Consider the following 14897-nt stretch of genomic DNA (forward strand, 5'->3'; position numbering starts at 1 on the left):
CGGCATTCACGCGAACGGCGACGCTACGCCAGCAGCCCCTTCGCCACATGCGTCACCTGGATCTCATTGCTGCCCGCATAGATCATCAGCGACTTCGCATCGCGCGCCAACTGCTCGACCCGGTACTCGGTCATGTACCCGTTCCCGCCGAACAGCTGCACCGCCTCCATCGCCACCTCGGTGGCGGCCTCGGAGGCGTAGAGCTTCATCGCCGACGCCTCGGCCAGCGTCGGCGGCTTGCCCGCCCGACCCCGCTCGAGGACGTTGAACACCATGTTCTGCACGTTGATCCGCGCGACTTCCATCTTGGCCAGCTTGAGCTGCACCAGCTGGAACCGGCCGATCTCCTGACCCCACAGCTTGCGGTTCTTGGCGTAGTCGATACAGAGCCGATGGCATTCGTTGATGATGCCGAGCGCCATGAACGCCACGCCGACGCGTTCGGCGGTGAAGCTCGACCGCGCGCTGTCCCGGCCGTCGCCGCCCTTGTGCTCCTCGGTCTCGCCGAGCAGCCGGTCCCGGCCCACCCGCACGTTGTCGAAGAACAGTTCACCGGTGGGCGAAGAGTGCAGGCCCATCTTCTTGAAGGGTTTGCCCTGGGTGAGGCCCTCCATGCCCTTGTCGAGCACGAAGGTGAGCACCTTGCGGTCGCGCTTGTCGACGCCGGCGTCCCCCTCGTCGAGCTTGGCGTAGACGATCATCACGTCGGCGAAGGGGCCGTTGGTGATGAAGGTCTTCTGGCCGTTGAGGATGTAGTCCTCGCCGTCGCGCTTGACGTAGGTCTTCATGCCGCCGAAGGCGTCGGAACCGGAATCCGGCTCGGTGATCGCCCAAGACGCCACCTTCTTCAAGGTGACGATGTCGGCCAGCCAGCGCTCCTTCTGCGCCAGCGTGCCGCGCGACATGATCGTGGTGGCGCCGAGCCCGATGCTGACACCCAGCGCCGTCACCAAGCCCATGCACACCCCGGACAGCTCCCCGATCAGCACCGCCATCAGCGATTCCTGGCCGGCGAACGGGCTCGACCCGGCCGCGGATTTCTTCTTCTCCGGCAGCGGCTCCCCCGCCGCGAGCGCTTCCTCACGTTTGCGCTGGGCGGCCAGCATCTTGGCCACCGCCTCGGCGCCCATCGCCTCGATCCCGAAGTCGGCGAACAACTTCCGCAGGATCGGGTACGGCGGCATCTCACCGCTGTCGAGGGCGTCGAGGTTCGGGCGGACCTCTTTATCGATGAAGGTCCGCACCGCCTCGCGGATCATCTCGTCGGTCTCGGACCATTCGAACATCGTTGTTCTCCTGTGCTCGGTGCTGCTCAGGGCAGGCGGGCGGCGATATCGTCGATCAGCCAGGGCCCGTCGGCCTCGATGGTCTTCACGTCATGCCAGCCTGCCAGCTCGGAGATGGCGCCGCCCTGGACCGCGAAAACCTTGCCGGTGAGCGGGCACTTCTCCGACGCCAGGTAGGCCACCAGCGGGGAGATGTTGGCGGGGCTGAACGCGTCGAACTCGCCTTCTTCGACCTCGGCGGCGAAGATCGCGCCCATGCCAGGGGTGGCGAGAGTGAGCCGGGTACGGGCCATGGGCGCGATGGCGTTGACGCGTACGCCGTAGCGCTCGAGTTCGTCGGCGGCGACCAGGGTGAGCGCGGCGATGCCGGCCTTGGCCGCGCCGTAGTTGGCCTGGCCGGGATTCGGAATGGTGACGCCGGATGCCGAGGCGGTATTGATCACCGCGGCGTTGGGCTGATTGCCCGCTTTGCTCTGCTCCTTCCAGTACGCCGCCGCATGATGCAGAACGGCCGCATGTCCCTTCAGGTGGACCGCGATCACCGCATCCCACTGGGACTCCTCGAGGGCTGCGATGAAGCCGTCACGCAGGATGCCCGCATTGTTGACGACGATGTCGAGCTTGCCGAACTCGTCGATGGCCTGCTCGACCAGCTTCTTCGCGCCGTCCCAGGTGGCGATGTTCTCGGTGTTGGCCACCGCGCGCCCGCCGGCGGCGACGATCTCGTCGACCACCTGCTGGGCGGGGCCGGCGTCGGAACCCTCACCGGCATTACTGCCGCCGAGATCGTTGACGACCACCGCCGCGCCTTCGGCGGCGAACAGCAGCGCGTGTTCCCGCCCGATCCCCCGGCCCGCGCCGGTGATGACGGCGACCCGTCCTTCGAGTGCACCCATGTGTCGAAACTCCTTCACAGCTCAGGGAAACGCTGTGGCGGCAGCCGAACCGGGCAGCCGCCACAGCGTGAGATCAGTCGGTGACGACGGCGAGCCCGTCGGTGAGCACCAGATCCGCGCCGCGCGCGGTCCGGAACGCGTAGGTGGTGGCGCCGTCTTCGGCACCGACCCGCCAGATCTGGGTCTCCAGATCGTCGCCGGGGAACACCATCTTGGAAAACCGCACCGCGAACCGCTTCAGCCGATGCACGTCGGAGCCGGCGACGGCGGTGAGCACACCCCACGACGACATCGCCATGGTGCACAGCCCGTGCGCGATGATGCCCGGCAGACCGGCATCCTTGGCGACCTGCTCGTCGAGGTGCAGCGGAACCGGATCGCCGGACGCAGGCGCGTACCGGTAGGTCTGATCGTCGTCCACGTGGTGGGCGACCGTCGCCAGCGGCGGCTGCTCGGCCAACGCCGGATCGAACTTGTGCGCCGGAGCCGACTCGCCGACCTTGGTACCCACATCGATATTGCGGAAGAACGCGGTCAGGTACTGCTCGTTGACCAATTCCCCGTCCTCGGTGCGGCATTCGATCAGGATGGTGATCGTCGTGCCGTTCTCGCGGCCCTCGTAGCCGATAGCCTTGGCCCGCGAGACCAGCGTGTCGCCGGGGCGGATGGGGCGATGGAAGTGGAAGTCCTGCTCCCCGTGCACCACCCGGCCGAAGATGTCCATCGGCACCACGTCGATCACCGGCATCATCATGGCCTCGAACACCGGGACGATGCCGAAGACCGGTGCGGCGACCTCACCTGACAGATGTGCGGGAATCGGATCGTTGGTGGCGGCCGCGTACTCGGCGATCCGCTCCGCGGTGACCTCGAAACGCTCCTCATCGGACCAGACGTTCAGCCCCGAATCGTCGAACTCGACGCTCGTGCCCGCTGTTTCGGTCGTCATGTGCGCGCCCGCACTCAGGCCGACGCCAGCGCGTCGAGCTGCTCGAGGGTCTTGTCCAGCTGCTTGGCGCCGTCCTTCTCCACGGCCTTGCCCAGCGCACCCTTGATCAGGGCGCCCTCGAAGTCACCGTCGACGGAGAACTTGCTGCCCGCACCCTCGGGCTGGATCTCGAAGGAGAACTTCACCTTGACCCCGGCCATGCCGGTGCCGCTGAGCACCAGCTTGTTGGGAGCGTCGACGCTCTCGACAACCCATTCGATCTTGTTCGCCATGCCGAGCATGAAGATCTTGGCGACCAGCTTCGATCCGGCGGTGAGGGTGGCGGGCGGCTCCTCCATCCAGCGCTCGTGGATGGTGAACCACTTGTCCCAGGTGGAGGTATCGGAGACGACGGCCCAGACGGCGTCCGGGGCGGCGTTCAGGTTCTTGGTTGCGTCGATATGACCCATGGTCGTGCTCCTCGTCGAGTACGGGTTTCGCAGTGTCGCGGCGAAATTCGGATGATGGAGGTCAGCGCACGGCGCGCTGGTAGGCGGTGACGACGGCGGCGCCGCCGAGACCGATGTTGTGCTGCAGGGCGGCGGTGACGCCCTCGACCTGACGCTTGTCCGCGGTGCCACGCAGCTGCCAGGTGAGCTCGGAGCACTGCGCCAGACCGGTCGCACCCAGCGGATGCCCCTTGGAGATCAGGCCGCCGGAGGGATTGACGACCCACTTGCCGCCGTAGGTGGTCTGATCGGCGTCGAGCAGCTTGGCCGCCTCACCCTCACCGCACAGGCCGAGCGCCTCGTAGAGCAGCAGCTCATTGGCGGAGAAGCAGTCGTGCAGCTCGATCACCTGGAAGTCGTCCGGGCCGAGGCCGGCCTGGTCGTAGACCTTGCGCGCGGCCTGCACATTCATGTCGTAGCCGATGATGTTCTTCGCGGTGCCGTCGAAGGTGGAGGCGTAGTCGGTGGTCATCGCCTGCCCGACGATCTCCACCGCCTGCCCGGCCAGATCGTGCGAGTCCACGAAGGCCTCGCTGGCCAGGATCACCGCACCGGAGCCGTCGGAGGTGGGCGAGCACTGGAGCTTGGTGAGCGGGTCGTAGATCATCCGCGCACCCAGGATGTCGTCCATCGTGTACTCGTCCTGGAACTGCGAGTACGGGTTGTTCACCGAGTGCTTGTGGTTCTTGTAGCCGATCTTCGCGAAATGCTCCGGCGTGGTGCCGTACTGCTGCATGTGCTCGCGGCCGGCCGCGCCGAACATCCACGGAGCCACCGGGAACAGCACCTCGGAGATCTCGGCGAGCGCCAAAATATGTTTGCCCATGGGTTGTTCACGGTCGTCCCAGGTGGATTCCAGTGAACCGGGCTTCATCCGCTCGAATCCGAGCGCCAGCGTGCAGTCGGCCAGACCGCCCCGAATCGCCTGTGCCGCAAGGTAGAGCGCGGTGGAGCCGGTGGAGCAGTTGTTGTTGACATTGACCACCGGGATACCGGTCATGCCCAGTTCGTAGACCGCGCGCTGACCCGAAGTCGACTCGCCGTAGACGTAGCCGACGTAGGCCTGCTCTACTTCGCGGTAATCGATTCCGGCGTCGGCGAGGGCCTTGGTCCCCGATTCGCGTGCCATGTCCGGGTAATCCCAGTCGCTGCCGTCTTCGTTCTTGCGCCGGCCGGGCTTTTCGAACTTCGTCATCCCGACACCGACGACATAGACCTTGTTCGCCATCGAACTCCTCACCTTGTGCCGCCCGAAGACTTCGGAGCCGCTCGCAGGTAACCGCGCCAGTCGCGCGGTTCGACCACAAACAAACATACAAGTGTGTATGTAAGGCCGCAAGAGTGCGGGCCTCTATCGGCCGGAGAACGTCGGTCAGGGCCGGTAGAGCGCAGGGCGCCGACATTCCCGTCGAATTGGTACGCGACAACGTCTGGAGCTCACCGGGCCGGCAACATGCGCGTGCGGCGGCAAGGTACGAGGGTCAGGCCGGACGCCGCACCGGCTCAGGGCAGGCGCCGGATCATCGGCCGAGCGCTTGCACAGACCGAAGCCAACCGCACATGCGTTCGGCCGTCACACCGGCCGAGGACCGTTCGATGTGAGCGCGGCCGCCGCGATGGTGCGCAGGTGCGCGCACGCGCGCCCCCAGCGCCGGCGCGCACGCTCGGGATCAGGATCGATGAAGTTCGAGATCAGGATGCCGCGCAGGGCATCCATGGCGGTGTAGACGAAATCGCGGGCATCCTTGCGGCGCACCTCATCCGGCACGAAACGGGCCACGGCCAGCAATACCGCGTTGTTGACGAACGGCTCGACTTTCTCCATGGCCGCGGCGAGCACCGGATCGGTGCGCCCGGCCACCCAGAGTTCGACGGTGGCGATGAACAGCGGCCCCTGGTGTAGCTCCCAGAGGAAATCCAGCGCCGCGTCGACCGGATCGTCGACGCTCTCCACCCGGCCCATATCGCGCATCGCGGTTTCGGCCCGGCGTTGCGCCAGGTGACTGATGGCCGCGACCACCAGGTCGTTCTTGGAGCCGAAGTGGTGCACCTGGGCGCCGCGGGTGACCCCGGCTCGTTCGGCGACCCGGGGCGTCGTGGTGCCCGCGTAGCCGTATTCGACCAGGCAGTCGATGGTGGCGTCGAGCAGTCGCACCCGCATCTCGCTACTGCGCTGCTCCTGGGTACGGCGCGCGGGCTTGGTGAGTGCGGTTCTGGCCATTCGGAGGATTCTACCTTTACATGCAGGTCGGTATGTTCACGAGGCGGCGACGATATGCGGTTCGCGGCGCCGGAAGGTCCTGCGGTACTCGGCCGGGGTCACCCCGACCACGGCGCCGAAATGGCGGCGCAGATTCGTCGCGGTGCCGAGCCCGGTCATCCGCGCGATCCGTGCCATCCCGAAATCGGTTGATTCCAGCAATGATTGCGCGTGACCGAGCCGCTGGTTGAGCAGCCAGCGCATCGGGGTCACGCCGGTGGACCGGTGCACCCGCCGGTGAAAGGTCCGCGGGCTCATATTCGCGCGGGCGGCCAGCGTGTCGACGGTCAGTGGCCGATCCAGATTCGCCGCCGCCCATTGCAGTACGGGGCCGAGATCGTCGGACTCCGACGTCGGCACCGACAGTTCGACGAACTGCGCCTGCCCGCCGGATCGATGCGGCGGGATCACCATGCGCCGGGCCAGCCGGTTGGCCACCAGGGCGCCGAAATCGCGGCGCACCAGATGCAGGCACAGGTCGAGGGCCGCCGTCATGCCCGCGCTGGTGAGCACGTCGCCGTCGTCGACATAGAGCACCGAATCGTCGACCGCGATCCGCGGATACCGCGCGGCCAGCGCCGCCGCGTGCTCCCAGTGCGCGGTCACTCGGCGGCCGGTGAGGATGCCCGCCTCGGCCAGCGCGAAGATCCCGTCGCAGAGGGCGACGATGCGCGCTCCCCCGGCATGGGCGGCGGCGATCACCTCGACCAGCTCGGCCGGAACCGCGCCGCCGTCGCGCAGGTAGTCGTGCGCGACGGACGGCACGATGACGGTGTCGGCGGCGAGCAGGTCCGCCCGCCCGTGTTCGGCGCGCAGAAAGGTACCGAAACCGAGCGGCTGGGTCCGTGTCCGCGTTTCCACCGTGCACACGCGCAGCTCGTACCAGGGGTCCGCGAGGTCCGGCTGGGGCGTGCCGAAGATCGACGCCACCACGCCGAGTTCGTACAGATCCCACGGGTGCAGTTCGCCGGGTGAGACGGCCAGCGCCACGACATGTCCGGACATGACATCCAGCCTATGGCAGTAATCGTTCGCCTGCTGTCAGTCCTGCCACTCACACCCCGGCACCGGCATGACGCAAGCTTCTTCTCGGGCCCACACCACCGACATCACCAGCAACAGGAGTCACATCATGACCGACAATCGCACCGCGGTGACCGTGCTCGGGCTCGGCCGTATCGGCGCCGCCCTGGCCGAGGTGTTCCTGCGCAACGGCCACCCGACGACGGTGTGGAACCGGACGCCGGGCAAAGCCGAACAGCTCGACGCGCTCGGGGTCCACCGAGCCGATTCGGCCGAGGCCGCCATCGCGGCCGGTGAACTGATCGTGATCGCCGGAGTCGACACCGGCACCGCCGCCGAACTGGTCGAGCAGGGGCGCGACCTGGTGGCCGGCCGCGACATCCTCAACGTCGCCACCGGCCGTCCCGACCAGGCCCGCGAACTGGGCGTCCGGGTCGGCGAGCTCGGTGGACGGTTCTTGGACGGCGCGATCCTCGGCGTCCCGCAAACCCTCGGCACGCCGGACACGCTGTTCCTCTACAGCGGCTCGCCCGAGGCACAGCGGCGGCACGCGGGCACCCTCGGCGAACTCGGCACGGTGAACTACCTGGGCGCCGACGCCGGACTGGCCGGACTGCACGATATGGCGGTGCTGGCCGGCATGTACGGCCTCTTCGGCGGTTTCTTCCAAGCGGTGGCCATGGTGGGCAGCGAGGGCGTCGGCGCGACGGCATTCACCGACGGCTACCTCATCCCGTGGCTGCGGTCACTGCTCGAGCTGCTGCCGACGCTGGCCGCCGAGATCGATTCGCGGGAGTTCCCGGTGAACTTCTCCGACCTCACCGCCAATCGGATCGGGCTGGACAACATTCGGGCGGCCGCGCGCAACCAGGGTGTGTCGACCGAACTGCTCGACCCGCTGCAACGGCTGTTCGACACCCAGACCGAGGCGGGTCGCGGCGCGGACAGCTTCACCGCCGCCGTCACCGGGTTGCTCGCCGGGCGTCCGGCCGCCGTGCACTGACCCCGGAAAACACTTCGGGCACCCCGCATGATGTGCGGGGTGCCCGTTTTCAGCCGGACCATGTCGCCGGCCGCAGCGCCTCGGTAGGGGCGCCGCACGGCCGGCAGCGGTCCTGTCGAGCGGTTCGGTCTGCCGAAACCGGCTCAGCGGAGGGCGCGCGCCAGGTTGGCGTCCAGCGCGGCCAAGAACTCCTCGGTGGTCAGGTAGCCCTGGTCACCGCCGACGAGCAGCGCGAGGTCCTTGGTCATCTGACCACCCTCGACGGTCTTGATGACGACGTCCTCGAGGGTCTGCGCGAAGCCGATCACCTCGGGGGTATTGTCCAGCTTGCCGCGGTGCTCGAGACCACGAGTCCAGGCGAAGATCGACGCGATCGGGTTGGTCGAGGTCGGCTTGCCCTGCTGGTGCTGGCGGTAGTGCCGGGTGACGGTGCCGTGCGCGGCCTCGGCCTCGCAGGTCTGGCCGTCCGGGGTCAGCAGCACCGAGGTCATCAGGCCCAGTGAGCCGAAGCCCTGCGCCACCGTGTCGGACTGCACGTCGCCGTCGTAGTTCTTGCAGGCCCAGACGTAGCCGCCCTCCCACTTCATGGAGGAGGCGACCATGTCGTCGATCAGGCGGTGCTCGTAGGTCAGGCCCGCGGCGTCGAACTGGCTCTTGAACTCGGCGTCGAAGATCTCCTGGAAGGTGTCCTTGAACATGCCGTCGTAGGCCTTCAGGATGGTGTTCTTCGTCGACATGTAGACCGGGTAGTTCTGCTGCAGGCCGTAGTTGAACGACGCCCGCGCGAAGTCCTCGATCGACTTCTTGAAGTTGTACATACCCATGACGACGCCGCCGTCCTCGGGCATCTTCACGACCTCGTGCACGATCGGCTCACTGCCGTCGTCGGGGGTGAAGGTCAGGGTGACGGTGCCGCCCTGGAAGACCTTGAAGTCGGTGGCGCGGTACTGGTCGCCGAAGGCGTGACGGCCGATGATGATCGGCTTGGTCCAACCGGGCACCAGGCGCGGAACGTTGGAGATGATGATCGGCGCGCGGAAGATCGTGCCGCCGAGAATGTTGCGGATGGTGCCGTTGGGCGAGCGCCACATCTTCTTGAGACCGAACTCTTCGACCCGGGCCTCGTCGGGGGTGATGGTGGCACACTTCACGCCGACGCCGTGCTTCTTGATGGCGTTCGCCGCGTCGACCGTGACCTGGTCGTCGGTCTTGTCGCGGTACTCGATGCCGAGGTCGTAGTACTCGAGGTTCACATCGAGATAGGGGTGGATCAGCTTGTCCTTGATGAACTGCCAGATGATCCGGGTCATCTCGTCGCCGTCGAGTTCTACGACGGTGCCTTCAACCTTGATCTTGGACATGGATCTTCGTGTCCTCCTAGGATGGTGCCCTCATTGCACGGCCAGGCGAACACGCTTGTGAGCGGACCCCAGCTGTTCAACAGACAACGTATACGCCTCGTGTTGTCCGCGAGACGTCTGGTGCAAACAAGACAAGCGTACTGCTGGTGGCTATCTCACCGCGCGGGTAGGGCAGGGTGTGAGGCGGATTACGCTCCGCCGTCGATTCCGCCGCAGGTCACTCGCCTCCGATCCCGGACATGGGAAGCCGGGGTTCGGTCCGCGACATGGCGCCGGTTACGATGTCGGTCAGGTCATGAGAGCCAGTGCAAAGCCCCGGCTAGCTGGACGGCAACCCTCCTGCAGCGGTGGGGTGCTCCGGGTGAGGACCGGGCTTCCGAGAGTCGGAAGCAAGCGCGCGCGTAGGAGGTCACCGAGATGTGTTGTTGTTGTTTGTCGCTCGCGCACAGATAACCCCGTAATCCCGGCGAACAACCTTTGGAGCCTTCCTTGACCGACGCCACAGCGCCCGATCCGACCGCGACCTGGTCTTTCGAGACCAAGCAGATCCACGCCGGACAAGCGCCCGACGACAGCACCGGCGCCCGCGCGTTGCCGATTTATCAGACGACGTCGTATGCCTTTCGTGATACCGATCATGCGGCGGCGTTGTTCGGGTTGGCCGAGCCGGGCAATATCTATACCCGGATCATGAATCCCACCCAGGATGTGGTGGAGCAGCGGATCGCCGCGCTCGAGGGTGGGGTTGCGGCGTTGTTGGTGGCGTCGGGGCAGGCCGCGGAGACCTATGCGATCTTGAACCTCGCGGGCGCGGGTGATCACATCGTGTCCAGCCCGCACCTGTACGGCGGCACCTACAACCTGTTCCGCTACAGCCTGCCCAAGCTCGGGATCGAGGTCTCCTTCGTCGACGATCCCGACGATCTCGAGCAGTGGCGGGCCGCGGTGCGCCCGAACACCAAGGCGTTCTTCGGTGAGACCATCGCCAACCCCAGCAGCGTGGTCTTCGACATTCCCGGTATCGCCGAGGTCGCGCACGCGGCCGGGGTGCCGTTGATCGTCGATAACACCGTCGCCTGTCCTGCTCAGTTCTGCTCGTAGGTGGCGACCAGGGTGGCGCGGGCGAGGGTATGGGAGAACAGGTTGAAACCGAGGAAGGCCGGGCTGGCGTCGGCGGGGATGTCGAGGGAGTCGACGTCGACGGCGTGCACGACGATGAAGTAGCGGTGCGGTCCGTGCCCGGAAGGTGGGGCGGCGCCGACGAAGCCGGCGAAGCCGCCGTCGTTGCGCAATTGCACCGCACCCGTTGGCAGTTCACCGCCCTGGCTGCCCGCACCGGCCGGCAGCGACGTCACCGTGGCGGGGATGTTCGCCACGGCCCAATGCCAGAAACCGGAGGCCGTCGGTGCGTCGGGGTCGAAGACGGTGACGCCGAAGCTCTTGGTTCCGTCGGGGAAACCCGACCACGACAGCTGCGGCGACACATCCTTGCCTCCGGCCCCGAACACGCCGCTGACCTGGTCGTTGCCGAACCTCTGGCCGTCGGCCACATCGTCGGAGGTCACGGTGAAGGACGGGACCTGCGGGAGAGCGTCATAGGGGTTGTAGCTCATTGGCTCCTCATCTCGGATCGGTTCAGCTGTGCAACAGGAAGTGTTCCAGCACCTGGGTGCCGAATTCGAGGGCGTCGACCGGGACCCGTTCGTCGACGCCGTGGAACAGGGCCGCGAAGTCCAGTTCCGGCGGCAGCCGCAGCGGCGCGAAGCCGAAGCAGCGGATCCCCAAGCGGGCGAACGCTTTCGCGTCGGTGCCGCCCGACAGCATGTAGGGCACGGTGCGGCCCTGCGGGTCGTGGGCGAGGATCGCCTCGTTCATGGCGTCGACGAGGTGGCCGTCGAAGGTGGTTTCGTAGGAGTCGAGTTTGGTGATCCACTCCCGTTCCACATCCGGGCCGATGAGTTCGTCGACCTCGCGTTCGAAGGCGGCCTGCCGGCCGGGCACCACCCGACAGTCCACCACCGCCTCCGCCGTCTGCGGGATGACGTTGGCCTTGTAGCCGGCGTCGAGCATCGTCGGATTGGCGGTATCGCGCAGGGTGGCACCGATGATCCGCGCGATCGAGCCCAGTTTGGCCAGGGTGCCTTCGATGTCGGGGCTGTGCGGGTCGAAGTCGAGGCCCGATTCCTGCGACACCGCGGCCAGGAACTCCGCCACCGAATCCGAGATCACCAGCGGGAAGGTGTGGGTGCCCAGGCGTGCGACGGCGCCGGCGAGGATGGTGACGGCATTGTCTTCGTGCAGGAACGAGCCGTGCCCGGCGCGGGCCTTGGCCCGCAACCGCATCCACCCCAAACCTTTTTCCGCGGTCTCCACCAGATACAGCCGCCGCTCCCCGCCGTCGGGGCGCGGCACCGTCAGCGAGAAACCACCCACCTCCCCGACCGCTTCGGTGATGCCGTCGAACAGGTCGGGGCGATTGTCGACCAGCCAGTGCGAGCCCCATTTGCCGCCGTTCTCCTCGTCGGCGAGGAAGGCGAACACCAGATCGCGCGGCGGGACGGTGCCCTCGATCTTGAACTGGCGTGCCACCGCCAGCATCATCCCGACCATGTCCTTCATATCGACCGCACCGCGGCCCCACACATAGCCGTCGCGGACCGCGCCGGAGAACGGATGCACGCTCCAATCCTCGGCGCGGGCGGGCACCACATCCAGGTGCCCGTGCATGAGCAGCGCGCCCCGGGAGGAATCGGCACCGGGCAGGCGGGCGAAGACGTTGCCGCGACCCGGCGCACCGGATTCGACGTATTCGGTGGTGTAGCCGACCTCGCGCAGTTTCTCGGCCACCCATTCGGCGCATTCCTGTTCGCCTTTGGTGGTGGCCAGCTCGCCGGTGTTGGAGGTGTCGAACCGGATCAGCGCACTGACCAGATCCACCACCTCCGACACCGCGCGAGAACGTTGCTGTGAACCCGGTACTCCGCCAGTTGCCGACACGTACCCTTTCCTACCATCCGCGGGCGGGGTTGCCGGTGGTTCGGTCGGTCGCGCGGCGCCCGGGCAGCCGCCGATCCGCTGGTCGGGGCGTTCGGCGGGGTCCGGCGGGTTCGAGTCGCGGTGAGCCGAATCCGGCGTGCCGTCGCTTGTGCGGTCGAGCGCGCGAGGCGGGTGTGCGACGTGGTCGGCGGCGACCGCGTCCGAGCCGGGCATGACACCTGAGCCAATTCCGGTAGCCGCAGGTCGTTCGCCTCGTACGCTGTCCGCACGGAGCCGGCACCGACGGAGCGGAGAGCGGGTGAGCGAGAGTCCGGCCGAGATCAAGCGGCACGGCAAGCACTACACGCCCACCGATCTCGCACGGTTCCTGGCCGAGCGCGTCGTCGACCATCTCGACGACGAACGTACCGAACTGCGGATCCTGGATCCCGCCTGCGGTGATGGCGAGTTACTGTTCGCGGCCTACCGTGCGGTGACCGAACGTCGGCCCGGGATCGCGGTGCGGCTCACCGGCTACGACCTGGACCGCGACGCGCTCGGGGTGGCGCGGGTGCGGGCGGCGCGCCTCGGTATCGCGGTCGACCTGCACGCGGGCGATTTCCTGGACGCACGAACCGAACTCGATACCGCCGGTTTCGACGCCGTGATCACCAATCCGCCGTATGTGCGGGTCCAGCAACTCGGGCAGGTGACCGCCCGACTACTGGCCGCCCGGTTCGGACTGCGTGGCCGCATCGATCTCACCCACCCGTTCGTGGTGTTGCTGCCCGCGCTGCTGCGCCCGGACGGGGTGGTCGGGCTGCTGTGTTCGAACCGGTTCCTCACCACCCGGGCGGGCGCCAATGTGCGGGCGGTATTGCAGCAGTCGTTGCAACCGCTCGAGCTCTACGACCTCGGTGACACCAAACTGTTCACCGCCGCGGTGCTGCCCGCGATCGTCATCGCCCGCAACCGGGCACCCGATGGGGCGTCCCGGTGCGTCTACACCTCCGCCTACCAGGACATGCGCGCCGTGCCGAACAGTGCGATCGGCTTGTACGAGGCGCTGACCGCCGGTGCTGACACCGTCATCGACCACGGTGGGCGCACCATCGCCATCAGGTCCGGGCATCTCGCATCGGCCGTTGACGCGCACCTGCCCTGGCGACGCTCGCATGCCGCAGGCGATGCGTGGTTGCAGCGGGTGCAGGCCGGCACCTGGCGCCGATTCGGTGAGGTAGCGCGCATCCGGGTGGGCATCAAGACCACCGCGGACCCGGTGTTCATCTCCGACGCTTGGCACGAACGCAGTCCGCGCCCGGAGCAGTCGCTGTTGCGTCCGCTGCTCACCCAGCACGATGTGCTCGCGTGGCGGGTCTCGCCCGCACCGGCGAGCCGGGTGCTGTATCCGTACGTGCTCGACCACGCCAGACGGACGGTGGTGGATCTGGCCGACTACCCGGATACCCGCGCCTATCTGGAGGCGCATGCCGACCGGTTGCGCAGCCGCCGCTACGTCGCCGAGGGCGGGCGCGAATGGTATGAGATCTGGGTGCCGCAACAGCCTGCGCGGTGGGCGGCACCCAAGATCGTGTTCCCCGATATCAGTGCCACCGCGCGTTTCGCGCTCGACCGGTCCGGGGCGATCGTCAACGGCAACTGCTACTGGATGTCGGTGCCCGATATCGGGGGCGACGAGCTGGCCTATCTGATGCTGGCCGTCGCCAATTCGCGGCTGGGCCTGCGCTTCTATGACGAAGTGTGCGGTAACCGGCTCTATTCCGGGCGCCGCCGCTGGATGACGCAGTACGTGGCCCGATTGCCGCTGCCCGCCCCGGAATGCGCGGCGGCCCGCGAGATCATCGCCCTGGTCGCCGATGTCCTCGCCGCCGGCGCGGTCCCCTCCGCGCAGCAGTGCGCGGCGATCGATGAGTTGCTCGACGCCGCGTTCGGTCTGTAGGCCGCTGCCGTCTCATCCAGTGGGAGCATCACCGACCGCGGGACGCCGTGGCGGGCGGTGGTGCGATGATGGCGGCGTGACTGCGTGGCTGCCCCTCATCAGTTCGGTTGTTGTCGTCGTTGCGCTGTCGTTGACGATCCTGGCGACCCACCGCTCGCATCGGCGCGCGATCATCGCCGCCGACGAGCGCGCGGCTGCGGCGGTGGAGGCGGCGCAACGCACCACCGAGGCCACCCACGGCGCTGCCGCGAGCCGCGATCATGACCGGTGGCGGCGGGAAAAGGTGCTCGACGCAGTCTCCGACATCCTCGCCATCTCCGAGGAGGTCACCGATCAGCTGGATCGGCGCGCGGAGTGGAGCGCCGAGACCGTCGACGACGCCGAGGCCCAGATCCTGCACACCTTGGACCGGCTTCCCGTGCTGTTCAACGTGATTCGCCTGCTCGCCGATGACGCTCTGCTCGAAGAATGCGACCGGCTCGGCCAGGCCCTGCACTCGGTGACCAAGGCCGCCGCGGCGACGGTGGCGCGGGAGCCGATCGGCTTCGACGAACACAAGAAGCTGATCGAGCACTACATCGCCAGCTACCGCGCGATCGCGGCCATCGAGTTCGACCTCGTGGCCGCGGCCCGATCCGAACTCGGCGCCACCGCCTTGGTGCGCGTGGGGTAACCCACACACCGATCACGCCTCC

The 14897-nt window shown here is 67.4% G+C and carries 14 protein-coding genes and 1 riboswitch; of the genes, 4 read left to right on the forward strand and 10 right to left on the reverse strand.

Annotation, left to right across the window (positions count from 1 at the left end):
• Positions 1-23: 23 nt before the first annotated feature.
• The 7 genes from AC5W7N_RS29580 to AC5W7N_RS29610 form a co-directional block, all read right to left on the reverse strand.
• Positions 24-1286: an acyl-CoA dehydrogenase family protein gene (locus tag AC5W7N_RS29580; protein ID WP_163817078.1), complete on the reverse strand. Its 1263-nt coding sequence runs from the start codon at positions 1284-1286 to the stop codon at positions 24-26.
• Positions 1287-1312: 26 nt separating this feature from the next.
• Positions 1313-2182: an SDR family oxidoreductase gene (locus tag AC5W7N_RS29585; protein ID WP_490725536.1), complete on the reverse strand. Its 870-nt coding sequence runs from the start codon at positions 2180-2182 to the stop codon at positions 1313-1315.
• A gap of 73 nt (positions 2183-2255) precedes the next feature.
• Positions 2256-3131: a MaoC/PaaZ C-terminal domain-containing protein gene (locus AC5W7N_RS29590; RefSeq protein ID WP_163817074.1), complete on the reverse strand. Its 876-nt coding sequence runs from the start codon at positions 3129-3131 to the stop codon at positions 2256-2258.
• Positions 3132-3145: 14 nt separating this feature from the next.
• The gene (locus AC5W7N_RS29595; RefSeq protein ID WP_036533519.1) at positions 3146-3580 is read right to left on the reverse strand and encodes a type II toxin-antitoxin system Rv0910 family toxin; all 435 of its coding nucleotides are present in this window, start codon (positions 3578-3580) and stop codon (positions 3146-3148) included.
• Between the two features lie 61 nt (positions 3581-3641).
• Positions 3642-4847 (reverse strand): lipid-transfer protein, encoded by a 1206-nt coding sequence (locus tag AC5W7N_RS29600; protein WP_163817072.1) that lies wholly within the window; start codon positions 4845-4847, stop codon positions 3642-3644.
• A gap of 345 nt (positions 4848-5192) precedes the next feature.
• On the reverse strand, positions 5193-5840 hold the full coding sequence (locus AC5W7N_RS29605) for a TetR/AcrR family transcriptional regulator (protein ID WP_163817070.1): 648 nt from the start codon (positions 5838-5840) through the stop codon (positions 5193-5195).
• Between the two features lie 36 nt (positions 5841-5876).
• A complete protein-coding gene (locus tag AC5W7N_RS29610; RefSeq protein ID WP_163817068.1) occupies positions 5877-6884 on the reverse strand; it encodes a helix-turn-helix domain-containing protein in 1008 nt (335 codons plus the stop codon).
• Between the two features lie 127 nt (positions 6885-7011).
• Here AC5W7N_RS29610 and AC5W7N_RS29615 point away from each other — a divergent pair, with 127 nt between their 5' ends.
• Complete coding sequence (locus AC5W7N_RS29615; RefSeq protein ID WP_490725535.1) at positions 7012-7905, forward strand: NAD(P)-dependent oxidoreductase; 894 nt, start codon at positions 7012-7014, stop codon at positions 7903-7905.
• A gap of 143 nt (positions 7906-8048) precedes the next feature.
• Here the strand turns inward: AC5W7N_RS29615 and AC5W7N_RS29620 are convergent, their stop codons facing one another.
• On the reverse strand, positions 8049-9266 hold the full coding sequence (locus AC5W7N_RS29620; RefSeq protein ID WP_014349259.1) for an NADP-dependent isocitrate dehydrogenase: 1218 nt from the start codon (positions 9264-9266) through the stop codon (positions 8049-8051).
• A 291-nt stretch (positions 9267-9557) separates the two neighbouring features.
• A riboswitch (SAM riboswitch) is annotated at positions 9558-9668 on the forward strand.
• Positions 9669-9755: 87 nt separating this feature from the next.
• Between AC5W7N_RS29620 and AC5W7N_RS29625 the strand changes: the two genes are divergently transcribed.
• Positions 9756-10367: a PLP-dependent transferase gene (locus AC5W7N_RS29625; RefSeq protein WP_495922902.1), complete on the forward strand. Its 612-nt coding sequence runs from the start codon at positions 9756-9758 to the stop codon at positions 10365-10367.
• Here AC5W7N_RS29625 and AC5W7N_RS29630 read toward each other — a convergent pair.
• A complete protein-coding gene (locus tag AC5W7N_RS29630; protein ID WP_495922455.1) occupies positions 10352-10879 on the reverse strand; it encodes a YbhB/YbcL family Raf kinase inhibitor-like protein in 528 nt (175 codons plus the stop codon). The two genes, AC5W7N_RS29625 and AC5W7N_RS29630, sit on opposite strands and share 16 nt — an antisense overlap.
• Before the next feature lie 22 nt (positions 10880-10901).
• The gene (locus AC5W7N_RS29635) at positions 10902-12215 is read right to left on the reverse strand and encodes a M20/M25/M40 family metallo-hydrolase (protein ID WP_495922456.1); all 1314 of its coding nucleotides are present in this window, start codon (positions 12213-12215) and stop codon (positions 10902-10904) included.
• Positions 12216-12561: 346 nt separating this feature from the next.
• Here AC5W7N_RS29635 and AC5W7N_RS29640 point away from each other — a divergent pair, with 346 nt between their 5' ends.
• On the forward strand, positions 12562-14202 hold the full coding sequence (locus AC5W7N_RS29640; RefSeq protein ID WP_495922457.1) for an Eco57I restriction-modification methylase domain-containing protein: 1641 nt from the start codon (positions 12562-12564) through the stop codon (positions 14200-14202).
• A gap of 76 nt (positions 14203-14278) precedes the next feature.
• Complete coding sequence (locus AC5W7N_RS29645; RefSeq protein WP_495922458.1) at positions 14279-14875, forward strand: hypothetical protein; 597 nt, start codon at positions 14279-14281, stop codon at positions 14873-14875.
• Positions 14876-14897: the final 22 nt, after the last annotated feature.

The sequence above is a fragment of the Nocardia sp. CDC519 genome, from assembly GCF_059509835.1.

Bases quoted from the DNA above. Each gene is read 5' to 3' on its own strand.
- AC5W7N_RS29580 (WP_163817078.1), bottom strand. From the start codon at position 1,286: ATGTTCGAATGGTCCGAGACCGACGAGATGATCCGCGAGGCGGTGCGG.
- AC5W7N_RS29585 (WP_490725536.1), bottom strand. From the start codon at position 2,182: ATGGGTGCACTCGAAGGACGGGTCGCCGTCATCACCGGCGCGGGCCGG.
- AC5W7N_RS29590 (WP_163817074.1), bottom strand. From the start codon at position 3,131: ATGACGACCGAAACAGCGGGCACGAGCGTCGAGTTCGACGATTCGGGG.
- AC5W7N_RS29595 (WP_036533519.1), bottom strand. From the start codon at position 3,580: ATGGGTCATATCGACGCAACCAAGAACCTGAACGCCGCCCCGGACGCC.
- AC5W7N_RS29600 (WP_163817072.1), bottom strand. From the start codon at position 4,847: ATGGCGAACAAGGTCTATGTCGTCGGTGTCGGGATGACGAAGTTCGAA.
- AC5W7N_RS29605 (WP_163817070.1), bottom strand. From the start codon at position 5,840: ATGGCCAGAACCGCACTCACCAAGCCCGCGCGCCGTACCCAGGAGCAG.
- AC5W7N_RS29610 (WP_163817068.1), bottom strand. From the start codon at position 6,884: ATGTCCGGACATGTCGTGGCGCTGGCCGTCTCACCCGGCGAACTGCAC.
- AC5W7N_RS29615 (WP_490725535.1), top strand. From the start codon at position 7,012: ATGACCGACAATCGCACCGCGGTGACCGTGCTCGGGCTCGGCCGTATC.
- AC5W7N_RS29620 (WP_014349259.1), bottom strand. From the start codon at position 9,266: ATGTCCAAGATCAAGGTTGAAGGCACCGTCGTAGAACTCGACGGCGAC.
- AC5W7N_RS29630 (WP_495922455.1), bottom strand. From the start codon at position 10,879: ATGAGCTACAACCCCTATGACGCTCTCCCGCAGGTCCCGTCCTTCACC.